The 12569-nt window shown below is 36.1% G+C and carries 14 protein-coding genes; all 14 read right to left on the minus strand.

The features are described from left to right. Positions 1 to 7 precede the first annotated feature (7 nt). A complete protein-coding gene (locus ACSVC9_RS08920; RefSeq protein ID WP_446897142.1) occupies positions 8 to 883 on the minus strand; it encodes a MinD/ParA family protein in 876 nt (291 codons plus the stop codon). Next, positions 877 to 2010: a flagellar biosynthesis protein FlhF gene (gene flhF / locus ACSVC9_RS08925; protein ID WP_446897143.1), complete on the minus strand. Its 1134-nt coding sequence runs from the start codon at positions 2008 to 2010 to the stop codon at positions 877 to 879. Before flhF ends, ACSVC9_RS08920 begins: the two co-directional genes overlap by 7 nt. Next, positions 2010 to 4025 (minus strand): flagellar biosynthesis protein FlhA, encoded by a 2016-nt coding sequence (gene flhA, locus ACSVC9_RS08930; RefSeq protein ID WP_446899833.1) that lies wholly within the window; start codon positions 4023 to 4025, stop codon positions 2010 to 2012. The genes flhF and flhA overlap by 1 nt, the downstream gene beginning before the upstream one ends. A gap of 55 nt (positions 4026 to 4080) precedes the next feature. Beyond that, a complete protein-coding gene (locus tag ACSVC9_RS08935; protein WP_446897144.1) occupies positions 4081 to 5901 on the minus strand; it encodes a fused FliR family export protein/FlhB family type III secretion system protein in 1821 nt (606 codons plus the stop codon). Positions 5902 to 5923: 22 nt separating this feature from the next. Then, on the minus strand, positions 5924 to 6193 hold the full coding sequence (gene fliQ, locus ACSVC9_RS08940) for a flagellar biosynthesis protein FliQ (protein WP_446897145.1): 270 nt from the start codon (positions 6191 to 6193) through the stop codon (positions 5924 to 5926). 10 nt (positions 6194 to 6203) lie between these two features. Continuing rightward, positions 6204 to 6932: a flagellar type III secretion system pore protein FliP gene (fliP, locus tag ACSVC9_RS08945; RefSeq protein ID WP_446899834.1), complete on the minus strand. Its 729-nt coding sequence runs from the start codon at positions 6930 to 6932 to the stop codon at positions 6204 to 6206. Positions 6933 to 6984: 52 nt separating this feature from the next. Beyond that, complete coding sequence (locus ACSVC9_RS08950) at positions 6985 to 7371, minus strand: flagellar biosynthetic protein FliO (RefSeq protein ID WP_446897146.1); 387 nt, start codon at positions 7369 to 7371, stop codon at positions 6985 to 6987. 29 nt (positions 7372 to 7400) lie between these two features. Continuing rightward, positions 7401 to 7931: a flagellar basal body-associated FliL family protein gene (locus ACSVC9_RS08955; protein WP_446897147.1), complete on the minus strand. Its 531-nt coding sequence runs from the start codon at positions 7929 to 7931 to the stop codon at positions 7401 to 7403. A 67-nt stretch (positions 7932 to 7998) separates the two neighbouring features. Further along, entirely contained in the window at positions 7999 to 8199 is a 201-nt protein-coding gene (locus tag ACSVC9_RS08960; RefSeq protein WP_446897148.1) for a flagellar FlbD family protein, read from the minus strand. Between the two features lie 155 nt (positions 8200 to 8354). Continuing rightward, positions 8355 to 9392 carry a flagellar hook-basal body complex protein gene (locus ACSVC9_RS08965; RefSeq protein ID WP_446897149.1) on the minus strand — a complete coding sequence of 346 codons (1038 nt, stop codon included), beginning with the start codon at positions 9390 to 9392 and terminating at the stop codon, positions 8355 to 8357. A gap of 98 nt (positions 9393 to 9490) precedes the next feature. Next, positions 9491 to 9886 (minus strand): TIGR02530 family flagellar biosynthesis protein, encoded by a 396-nt coding sequence (locus ACSVC9_RS08970; RefSeq protein ID WP_446899835.1) that lies wholly within the window; start codon positions 9884 to 9886, stop codon positions 9491 to 9493. 22 nt (positions 9887 to 9908) lie between these two features. After that, complete coding sequence (locus ACSVC9_RS08975) at positions 9909 to 10601, minus strand: flagellar hook assembly protein FlgD (protein ID WP_446897150.1); 693 nt, start codon at positions 10599 to 10601, stop codon at positions 9909 to 9911. 25 nt (positions 10602 to 10626) lie between these two features. Further along, positions 10627 to 12099 carry a flagellar hook-length control protein FliK gene (locus tag ACSVC9_RS08980; protein ID WP_446897151.1) on the minus strand — a complete coding sequence of 491 codons (1473 nt, stop codon included), beginning with the start codon at positions 12097 to 12099 and terminating at the stop codon, positions 10627 to 10629. A 19-nt stretch (positions 12100 to 12118) separates the two neighbouring features. Beyond that, positions 12119 to 12559: a flagellar export protein FliJ gene (gene fliJ / locus ACSVC9_RS08985; protein ID WP_446897152.1), complete on the minus strand. Its 441-nt coding sequence runs from the start codon at positions 12557 to 12559 to the stop codon at positions 12119 to 12121. Between the last annotated feature and the right edge of the window lie 10 nt (positions 12560 to 12569).

Below are 12569 nucleotides of genomic sequence, written 5' to 3' on the forward strand. Positions count from 1 at the left end.
CTTCTCCTTATGAAAAAATATTAAAAATTTTTTTGAATAGCTCCTGAACTCCACTCTGTTTTTCTATTGACTTGGCTCCAATCAACTTGTTTACTATGAAATTTACATCTCTAGATGCATTCGATACTGGATAGTTGATTATAAATGGAACCTGATTTCTGACTGCCCGTACTATTTTTTCATCTTCCGATATACATCCTAAATAATTGAGCTCAATATCTAAAAATTTACCTGCAACTGCACTAAATTTATCAAAAGTTCTCCGGCCTTCCTTTTTACTTTCAACCTTATTTACAATTAAATTTATAGAATCTTTGATTTTGAAATAATTTACAGCTTTGACCAGGCTATAGGCATCCATGAGGGATGTAGGTTCAGGGGTTGTAATTACAAATAGATCATCACAGCATCCAATAAATCCAAGTACTGTTTTATTTATGCCGGCTCCCGTATCCATTATTATGTAATCGAGATTTTCAAGTTTCGAGAGTTTTTTAATAAAATTATTTCTCTCACTTTCACCGGCATCACTGAATTTAGGTACACCGGTTCCGCCAGGCAACAGCTGTATTCCAAAGGGTCCCTTTATAATTACATCTTCCATACTTTTGTCTTTAAACATTATATCATATACACTATATTTAGGTAAAAAACCCATTAATAGATCATCATTTCCCATACCCATATCCGCATCAAATATAAGTACATTTTTCTTCATTTTTTGCAGGCATATAGCAGCATTTACAACAAAATTACTCTTACCAACTCCACCTTTTCCAGAAGTAACTGTAATTATGATAGGTTTTGAACTACTGATATTTTTTTCGCCTTTTTTTTTATTTTCCTCTGCAAGTTTTCTCAATTTTTCGGCTTGATCTAGCATATTATATCCTCCCCTATCACAAGCTTTGCAAGTTCATCAGAGTTCATAAACTTAATATCTTCGGGAACATTTTGTCCAGTAGTTACAAAACTTATAGGTTTCTTTGCCACCTCTACAATATTTAATATGGAACCATAAGTAGAAGTTTCATCAAGTTTTGTTATTATTATGTTGCTGTAATTCAGTTCCTTATATCCATTTACTATTACATCAATATCTCTATTTTTGGTAGTGCAGCTTATTACCAGGTGTATATTCTGTGAATTAACCTTATCTATAAAAGCCCTCAGCTCCGACATCTGCATCTTGTTTTTACTGCTTCTTCCCGTCGTATCTACAAGAATGACATCACATTCCTTCATACTATTCACTGCATTTTCCATTTCCTTAATGCTTATAACTACTTTAAATGGTATATTCATTATGTCGGCATAAGTTCTAAGCTGCTCTACTGCACCTATTCTATATGTATCAATAGTTATAAGTCCGACTTTCTTCTTTTCAATCAGAGACAATCTTCCAGCCAGTTTTGCAATAGTAGTAGTCTTTCCAACTCCAGTAGGTCCTACAAGTACCACTACATTTTCAAGCTTCTTGTTTTCAACCTTTATCATGCTCGCTATTACGCTGTCAAGTTTCTCTTTTTCTTCCGCTTCATCATCCGTATTATCCATGTTTACCATTATTTTCTTGATTGCAGCCTCATTTAGATCACTACTTTCCAATCTGAGTTGAAGTTTGCTCTTGCCTACTGATACATGCTGATTGTTCATCATATCATTAAGCATTCCCCTCATTTTCCTGACTTCTTCGACCAGATTGTCATCATTTTTATTCTGGGAACTATACACAGGCTGTATTTTTTTAATGTTTGTATCCTTTATTTTATCATTTACAGCTTTTTTCAAGGCTTCGATGCTTCCCCTCATCTCATCCCCATTGTCATCTTTTTCTCTGGAATTATCCACAGCTGCTGTAACCTCCAGGATCTTCTTAGAGAAAAATCCTAAAAAGCCTCCCTTTCTTATCTTTCGCTGACTTATTATAACTGCCTCTCTACCAAGTTCATACCTGATTCTTGTAATGGCTTCATTCATATTTTTAACCTTATATCTTCTTATGATCATTATATTGAAACCACTCCCTCTGTTTTGATTTCCACATCATTTGGTATTTCATTTAGTGAAAGAACATTAACTGAAGGAAACACCATTTCAATCAATTTTCTAAAGGCTGCACGTATTTTTGGGGATACCAGAATTACAGGCTGATTCTCATAAAAATATACAGAGTCCAGTATTTTCCTTATGGAAGCCAGTATTTTACCTGTAGTATCAGGATCTATGGCCGGGAAGGATCCTTGCATCGACTTTTGTATATTCTGTCCTACAACATCCTCTAATTGCTGTGAAAGTGTAACAACAGTTATGGCATTATTATCATCAATCAGTGAATTGCATATGCTCCTTCCAAGTGCGAATCTCACATATTCTGTAAGCAGTTCTATGTCCTTTGTATTTCTTGAATTGTCCGCAAGGGACTCCAGTATGGTAACCATATCCTTTATAGGTACTCTTTCCCTAAGTAGATTCTGGAGTACCTTCTGTACTTCACCTATTGTCAGCAAATCAGGTATAAGTTCTTCAACTACAGTAGGATACTTTTCCTTGACAGAATCCAGAATAAGTTTGACTTCCTGTCTTCCAATTAATTCGTGAGAATGCTTTTTTATTGTTTCAGTAAGATGAGTTACCATTACCGTCGTAGGATCTACTACGGTAAGCCCCTTTATTTCTGCCTCTTCCCTCTGATCCTTGTTTATCCATGTCGCAGGAAGTCCGAAAGAAGGTTCCTTTGTACTTATTCCTGCAATTGCATTTTCTCCATTGGTTGGATCCATGCAGAGAAGCATGCTTGGCATGAGTTCACCTTTTGCCACAACAGTACCTCTTATCTTTATAACATATTCGTTGGTCTTTAACTGCAGATTGTCCCTTATCCTTATTGGCTGTACTATAATACCCATTTCTATGGCACACTGTCTCCTTACAGAAGTTATTCTCTGGAGAAGATCTCCTCCAGAGCTTTCATCTGCAAGTGGAATTAGCCCGTAACCTATTTCCACCTCCATAGGCTCTACAGATATGAGATTCATCACATTTTCCGGTTCTTTGTCCTCTATTTCAGAAATCTGCTGCTGCTCCACCTGAATCTGCTCCATATTCCTCTGAAGTTCATCCTTATACAATAAATATGCAGATGCTATACACGCCGCAGCCAGAATTAAAAAGGCTATATGTGGAAGTCCCGGTATCATTGCCATAAACAGCAGTACAGCACCGGCAATACCTATTACCTTCGGGAAACCCGTCAGCTGTTTAACTGCAAGAGTACCAAAATTCTCATTGCTCCCTGAACGTGTAACAAGTATACCTGATGCCGTAGATATCAAAAGAGCAGGTATCTGTGATACCAGTCCATCACCTATAGTAAGGGTTGTGTAAGTCTGTGCAGCAGTAGCAGCATCCATTTCGTGGAACATCACGCCCATTACAATTCCAGCTACTATATTTATTACCACAATTACAAGTGAAGCTATTGCATCTCCTTTTACAAACTTTGAAGCACCATCCATGGCACCATAGAAATCCGCCTCTCTCTGAAGCTTTGATCTCCTGTCTCTCGCACCTTTTTCATCAATAAGACCTGAATTCAAATCTGCATCTATGCTCATCTGTTTTCCAGGCATTGCATCCAGTGTAAATCTTGCCGAAACTTCTGCAACCCTGCTTGCTCCATTGGTTATTACAATAAACTGTACTATTATTATTATCAAAAATATAATTATTCCAACTACATAATTTCCACCTACAACAAATCCTCCAAAGGCATTTATTACTTCACCTGCATATGCATCTCTAAGTATAAGTCTTACAGATGAAATATTTAAAGCAACCCTGAAAAGGGTAGTTATCAAAAGCAGTGTAGGAAATACCGAAAACTGTAAAATTTCCGTAGTAAACATGGTTAAAAGTATGATAATTATTGATAAAGTTATATTGAAAGCAATGAATATATCCAGTAATTCAGCAGGAAGTGGAATTATAATCATAAACACTACCAGTATAACTACCATTGCCATTATTATATCAACATTGTTTTTTAAATTGAATCTCTTCTTACTGCTTTCCAAAATATCACCTCATCTTGTAAACCAAAGCCAGTATTTCAGCTACTGCCTGGTACATATCCACTGGTATTTCTTCATCAATTTCCACCTGTTTGAATATAAGTCTTGCCAGTGTCCTGTTTTCAAATATTGGTACTTTGTTCTCCTTTGCAACCTGCTTTATTCTGAGAGCCACGGCATCCAAACCCTTGGCCACAAGAACAGGAGCATTTTGTTCATCCTCATATTTAAGTGCTACAGCTACATGAGTAGGATTTGTCACTACTACGGTAGCTTTCGGAACCTCCTGCATCATTCTCCTCATTGCAATTTCTCTCTGTTTCTGCTTTATCTTTCCCTTTATCTGGGGATCTCCCTCGTCCTGTTTATACTCCTCTTTTACTTCCTGTTTTGACATTTTAAGATCCCTGTTATACTGGAATATCTGAAACATATAATCTATAACAGCAATTATTATCAGAATAAGAGTTATTTTAAAAAATATGTTTACGGCCAGACTTCCTGCAGCCTTTACGACAGCCTGTACATTCAGTTGTCCTAAAGTCAATATGTACATATAGTTGTCTTTTATAAATTTATACCCTATATATCCTACAATGACAACTATCAGTGTATCCTTCAAAAGCTCCACTACAGACCTAAGCGAAAACATTCTCTTGAATCCATTTATGGGATTCAGCTTTGTAAAATCAGGTTTTAAAGGTTCAAAACTTACGAGTCCTCTTGTCTGCAATAAATTTGCAAGTACACCCATCACAAGTATTGGCAGTACCAGCGGCAGGAATACAACTGCCGATCTCCATATGGTTATAAATAATATTTGGTTCAGACTGTTGTAATTAAGAGAAGTCTTTATATAGTCATTGAGGAAGGCCCTCATTGTATATCCAAGCTGTGATCCCGCATATCCTCCAAGAACTGCAATAGCCAGGGTTGATGCAAGAAGCGTTACAGCCAATCCTACTTCCTTGCTTTTTGCAATCTGTCCCTTCTTCCTTGCATCGCTCTTTTTCCTCGGTGTCGCCTGTTCAGTCTTGTCATCCTTTGCAAATACCAAAAGTAGTGGAAGTGTATTATAAAATCCCCTCATTGAATCAGGTATTGCATTAAATGAATTCTCTATAAGCTTCAACAGTATTGGAAGAGCCAGGCAGAAAGACACAAGCCCAACCATAATCTTGACTGGAAGTCCCAGTATCATTATATTTAACTGTGGAACTGTTCTGGCAATAAGTGACATTGTCAAATCAGTAAACAGAATTATGAGAATTATAGGTACGGCTATTTGCACTGCAATACTGAAATACTCTATAAATGCCTTTATTATCAAATTAATGGAGCCCTGTGCCAGAAAAAAGTTCCCAAGTTTTATTATATCAAAGCTCTCAATTATTGATCTTATAAGCATATGATGTCCATCAACTATGAGAAAAATCACCATGCTGAACCAATATAATAGACGTTCAATCAATGTAGTGTTACTGCTTGAAGAAGGATCAAACATGCTCATCATGGCGAAACCAACCTGCATATCCATAACATTACCTGCAAATCTGACCATCGAAAAACAGAGATTTGTTAAAAATCCAAGGGTAAGTCCTGCAGATACTTCATTTAAACAGTTCAATATAAATGGCAGTGTACTATTTATATCATTTATAGAAGAATAATTTATACCGGGCATAAGTATATATGCTATTACCAATGTAAGTCCAACTTTCACGGCCCCTGGAGTTCCACTCGGGAAAAATATGGGTACCAGTGCAAAAAAGCAAAATATTCTTATGGATACAAGCACCAATGCTGTAAAATATAAAGTATCTATCACATCATTCCACTCCTATTTGTGTCTACTGGGTTATCTGTGCTATATATGTAAAAATTCTTTCAGTAAAACTCACAATCTGCTGGAGCATCCAGCTTCCGGTAATAAGCCCTATTACAGCCACCGCAATAAGTTTAGGCACAAAGGTAAGTGTCTGCTCCTGTATCTGCGTAGTAGCCTGAAATATACTTATTATCAATCCAACCAGTATTGAAACCAACAGAATAGGTGCCGATACTAAAAGCCCAGTTTGTATTGAGTCTTTTATAATTCCCATTACCATATTCTCACTCATTTAATTCACCTCATGAAAAACTTAAAATCAACGATTTTACAAGTAAGTACCATCCGTCTACCATTACAAACAAGAGCAGTTTAAACGGAAGGGATATCATAACAGGAGGGAGCATGAACATTCCCATGGACATTAGTACACTGGCAACTACCAGATCTATTATCATAAAAGGTATGTATATTAAAAATCCTATTTCAAAGGCAGTCTTCAATTCACTTATTATGTATGCTGGAATAACTACATTGAGTGGTGCATTATCCGCTGTAACATTGTAATTCAATTTTGCCTCGTCCACGAATAATTTCAAGTCCTTCTGTCTTGTCTGCTTCAGCATAAAACTTCTAAGTGGCTTTGCACCTGCCTCTATGGCCTGTTCCTGTGTAATTCTATTTTGCATATAGGGTTGAAGAGCATTTGAATTTATAGTGGAATATACAGGATACATTATGTAAACAGTTAAAAATAAAGCAAGTCCAACTAATACCGTATTTGGAGGTGACTGCTGGGTTCCAATGGCATTTCTTAAAAAACCAAATACAACTATTATTCTCACAAAACTTGTCATCATCATTATAAAGGAAGGAAGCAGTGTAAGTACCGTCAGCATTATGAGCAGTTTTATATTCTGAACATATTGCTGTGGAGTCGATGCACCTGCATTGTCCATGGATATATTTATATTTGGTATAGGCATCGTCTGGGATGGATCCGGTGCTGCATATACATTGGTGGAGGCCATAACAACTACCGCAAATGCCAAGATTGAAATAGCTATAAAATTCCTGTTAATTTTATTGTTCATGTTTATCTTCCTTTTTTGCAATTAAGTTTTTTATAATTTTTTTCATACCTGATCTTCTATAAAAATCCTTAAAATCCTTATACTCCGGTATGGCTTTTCTGTCCTTAAGCTTCAATATCTCTTCTTCGTTCAATTCATGAACTATTTCAATTCTTCCCGATGCGGAAGAAACCACATATACTTTTTCTCCCATTTTAACTACAAGCAATGTATTTTCCTTTGACAGCTGGGATCTCTCAAGTATGTGTATAAATTTTCCTTTTTGGGTACTCTGGAACTTTGCTCCGCCGTACCTCAGCGAAATGTATATGAGCAGTAACACACACACAAGAGCCAGCAAAGTTTTAAATATCATCCATACAAATTGTAAATCCATTTATATTCTCCTCTGGGGCAATTTCCAGATTATTGTACTATAAGATCTGTAAAATATACATTGTTCAATTTTCCTTTTTCAAGCATCGGATTTATCTTCTGAATTATTTCCATCTTTATATTTTCCATATTCTTAGGGCTTATATCCTCTGCCTTTTTACTGCTAAGTATTCCAATAACCGCATCCGTTATAATAGGTTTTTTATCATTCAACTCTGAATCCAGTTTTTTATCATCATAGCCTAAGGAAACTGCCGCCTTCAAATATCTGCTCGAACCCTTGTCTGCCAAATTTACAGTTATTTCATCAATTCCAAAAGTTTTGGCTGATACTATCTGGCTTAAAAATGAAGCATTGCTGCTCTGGGATTGCACCTGATTTGTGGCCTGCTGCACACTATTAGTCTGTGGAATTGTGTTTTGGGCTGCATCAGTTTTACCGTTTTTCAGAAATTTATTGTATCCAAAATAAGCACCTGCTCCTATAACTGCCAGTATCAATATTCCAATTAAAACCACTTTAACTTTTGAGGAATCAGCTTTTTCAACTTTATTTTCCATTCTATATACCTCCCATATTCAATTCACAATGTGTAATTTATAATAAGACAGAAGCAGCTGAATGTAACTATTCAATCTGGAAGCTGCCTTTGTATATTTTTCTCTTATAATCTATGACTTTTTCCACTATTTCCTCATTTGATTCCTTTACCAGAAACTTTTTCCCATTGGTAAGAGTTATTACACTTTCGGGAATGGCATCCAATCTCTCTATTTTATCTGCATTCAAGATAAATTCTTTATTATCAAGTCCAGTTAATTTTATCATTAAAATCCTCCTAAAAATAATATAGTTATATTATAAGTCCAAATGCAGATATATGTATATAATTATCAATATAAAACTTTAATTATATGAATGTGCATGTCAGGGATGGAACGCCATCATCCTGCCAGTGCACATTCAAAATATTTCAATTATATTTATCTCTTGAGGTTAATAAGATCCTGAAGTATCTCATCATCTGTCGTTATTATCTTTCCATTTGCCTGAAAAGCTCTGCTGGCTACTATCATATCAGTAAACTGCTGTGCCAGATCAACATTTGACATCTCCAGCATTCCTTCTGCCATATCGCCATAGCTTCCACTATTATCAACATCAGCATCCACACCTCTGGCACTTCTGACTATAGGCTCTCCAGAGTTTGAAGAAACGGAATAGGTATTTCCTCCATTTTTTATGAGTCCTCCTTCATTTACAAATGAAACCATTGCTATCTGCCCAAGTGCCGCCGTAGTTTCATCTGCAAGCTGTGCCGTTATATATCCATCCTTGGATACAGAGAATGAATTAACTTTTACTTTTGCTCCTTCTTCGCCTATCGCATCAGGGATGGACAGCGGTACCAAATGTGTCGTATCTGCTTCTATGCCATCTGCATTGGCATCTTGAAATGCAACTGAATTCTGAGTATTAGGATCAGCAGCATATGAAATTATGGCATCGCCCATCTGATATCCCATAACCCTTTTGCCATCCACTGTAAGAAGATTCCCCTGGCTGTCAAGGAAAAACGCCCCATCTCTCGTATAAGAAGCATCTATTGGATATTCAGCACCTTCATTTCCACCAAGTGCATTATTTTCTTCATTTATAGCTATTCCGCCAATACCATCAGAAGTTTGTCCTGATACTGCTCCCGTACCTACTACAAAATATCCGGTACCATCTATAGCAAAATCAAGAGTTCTGTTTGTAGTCTGCATACTTCCGGTTGAAAAATCGGTACTTATGCCTGCCACTTTGACTCCAAGTCCACTCTGCTTCCCATTTACTCCACCGGTGCTGTTACTTGGTGCACTTGGGTCCGAAAGTGTCTGGCTTATCATATCCTGAAAATTCATGCTCTGGGATTTGAATCCCGTAGTAGTTGAATTGGCTATATTGTTTCCTATTACATTTAATTTCTGCTGATTAGCTCTAAGTCCACTAATACCAGAGTACAATGATGGTAACATTAAAATTTCCCTCCATTTTTTATTTATTGTCCTGCTTCCTTCATTCCACAGGACCCGGCCTCCAATACGGTCCAGCCGATTTCTATCACTTTATTTCATTACACTATAACCATGCTGTCTATGTTTGTAAATACTCCTCCGTTGCTTGATTTTCTGTCCAGAGCAGTGATAACAGTCCTATTCTTTATGGAAGTAATAAGTACAGTATCTCCATAAAGTAGTGCAGATTCGCTGCATCCCCTGTCTGACGCTCTATTTATTGCGGAATTTATATTTTTCATATCATTTTCGCTGAAATTTATATTTCTGTTTTTAAGCCTTTCCGCAGCATGACTCGATATGGTAAACCCATTTTTCCCGTCTATTTGTCTGTTCAATACATCCTTAAAGGATTCTTTGCCTGATACATTGCTTTTCAGATTGCTTTTATTATCATAAAGCTGTGACAAATCCTGGGCAAAATGCAACCTACCATTAACAATTCTATATCCCATGGATATCACACTCACTTTTCTCCTATGGATTTTCTACATTTGAAATAGCATCCAGGTAGAAATCTTTGGTTTCACCATTTCCAACATCCACTTTCACAAGAATTCCAAGTGAACCTCTGGATACGGATTCGACAATTCCTCCATAGTAGTTTCCATTATCGTCTTTTTCATTTACTTCCACTTTTTTGCCTATAAGTGCCGACGCATTCATTAGAAGATTGTTGTTTGTAGTCGAATCAAATATATCTCCCATGTCATCAATTTTTACTACATTATTTATATTGAAAAGTTTGTAGTTATCTGTAGTATTTCCACTGTCATCAGTTGTATTTCCTATAACTGTATTTAAGAATATATCATCACCGTCTTTTACAACTCCAACAACCTGACCATTGTACATATTTCCATTTGAATCTATATCACTGAAGGTAATATATTTATTTACAAGTGAATTAGCTGTATTGAGCTTGTTTGAGCTGTTCAAGTTTGCCATCTGCTGCAGTGCTGAAAACTGTGCAAGCTGACTTACATACTCAGTTGAACTTTGGGAACTACTGTTGGTTGGATCCTGATTGGCAAGCTCTGCAGACAGTATTTTAAGGAACATGTTCTCATCTATATCCTGACCTTTTTTTACTATTTTTGTTCCCCTTGTGGTCCTCGTAGAATCCAAAGGTGAAACAACTGAATTTGAATTATCTACTGATGTTGCCATTATTCCCCTCCTTTATACAATTTTATTATGCCAGTATGTTTACATTGTTTTCGCTGTAATAGTCATTTTCTGGCTCTTCTTCTTCAGAAATGTTTCCAATGGAATTTAAATGCCCTTTTTTTCTTTCATTGCCCTGTTGATCTCTGTTGCCTTGATCCTTGAAGAAGGTTGTGTCTTCATGATACAAATTAAGCGAGAAATTCTGGACCTTTATTTCATTGTTCTGGAGCTTGTTTGACATATCCTGGAGATTGGAATTCAAAATATTGTAGGCATCCTTGTTTGATGCTGTAAGAACTGCTTTCATTCTTCCCTCTTCCATTACAAGGTTTATTGTTATGCTTCCAAGTTCCTTAGGTGTAACTTTTACCGTAAGCTCTTTAATATTGTTTAATTCCATATATTTTATGCTCTTTATAATGTCAGAGCTGAAGGCATTTTTATTTATGGTCAGAGCCTGTGTTCCGGCTTCAGCAGCAGAATTATCTCCTCTGATATTGTTAAACTGTGTCATAAAATTAACCACTCTGGAAATTTTACCTTCTCCTTTACTTTCACCCAGTATTTTATTGAGTGTTTCACTGTCATTATTCTTCTCTAGATTATCCCCAGTGCCGGAGTCCTTGCTATTTTGCATATTAAGATTTTCAGTTGGTACATTTTTAACATCAAGCGACTGATACAATTTAACATTTTTTAAATCATCCTGTGCCTGCGGAATGTCCTGGGAATTTGAACTGAGCTTTGAAAGCAGTTCTTCGTATATTCTGGACTTTATATCCGATGTATCAATGCTGATTTTACTGCTGGAAACACCTTGATTCAGCTTCAGGATTATGCTGTCTGCTATTTTTTCTGATAATTTTTCTGCAAGTTGTTTACTTTTATCGGAATTTCCCAAGTTGCTTAAAACTTCCTTTAAAAATCCCATATTTTCATCAACTACACTGTCTACTACATTCTTGACATCCTGAAATGTGCTGCCGCCTGACAGTTTATCTGCTATAAGCTGCTCACTCTTATTCATACTGTCCAAAATATTCTGCAAAAGGTCTAGCTTCCCATCAGTGGAGTTTTCGGTAACATTACCAATATCTTTTATGATATCAACATCAGACAGTATACTTTTACCATTCTGCAGATCATTTGACTGGAGCTGAATATCAGCATCACTGCTGAATAACAAGCTTAAAAGTGACAAAATGCTGTCTTTGTCTATCTGCCCTTTATCTATCTTGTCTTCAATACTCTTTATCTCCTCATCTGTAAATCCAGCTTTTTTAAGATAGGTTTCAATTTTTTCTTTTTGTTCATGTTGGTTGTCCGTATAATCCGGCTTTTCAAGCTTTTTACTGTCCTTGTCAACCTGTGCCTTTTTCATTACGGAACTAAAATTATTATTGTCTTTGTCTGAAGACTTTATTTTTGATACCTCATTGTTCACATTGTCCTTTACATTTGACAAAGATGTATTTAGATTTACTGTATCCATGTTCATATATGTATCTCACCTCCTTTCAATAATGTTTATAAGACTTTCTTATAAATCCATACAGTGCAAACTCATCATTTGCATTCTGTTCCAGCCTGTTCTGTTCTTTTATAAAAGCAGCCTTTTTCTTGTCCTTTAAAATATCTACAGTTTTTCTCTCTATCTGTCTTTCCTTCAATTCCTGTCTTTTTAAATCAACTATCTCTTCTTTAGTATTAAATTCACCTTCTGTCTCCTCTATGTTATAAGTCAATGTACTCAAATACATTTTTGCCATTTTTCTTTCTACCGTATTTCCTATCTTATTCATGTCCCTGTATCTGTCATAATTATCCTTTAGATTATCAAGTTTCCTCTTTACCTCAATACTTTCCTTCCTTGCCTTCTGGAAATTCATTATGCTTTCTTTTTCTCTGTCCAACCTAATATCCAGAAGCTTTTGAAGTCTGAATTCATATTTTTTCATAAGTTTCCTC

This window comes from Clostridium sp. LBM24168, assembly GCF_052953915.1.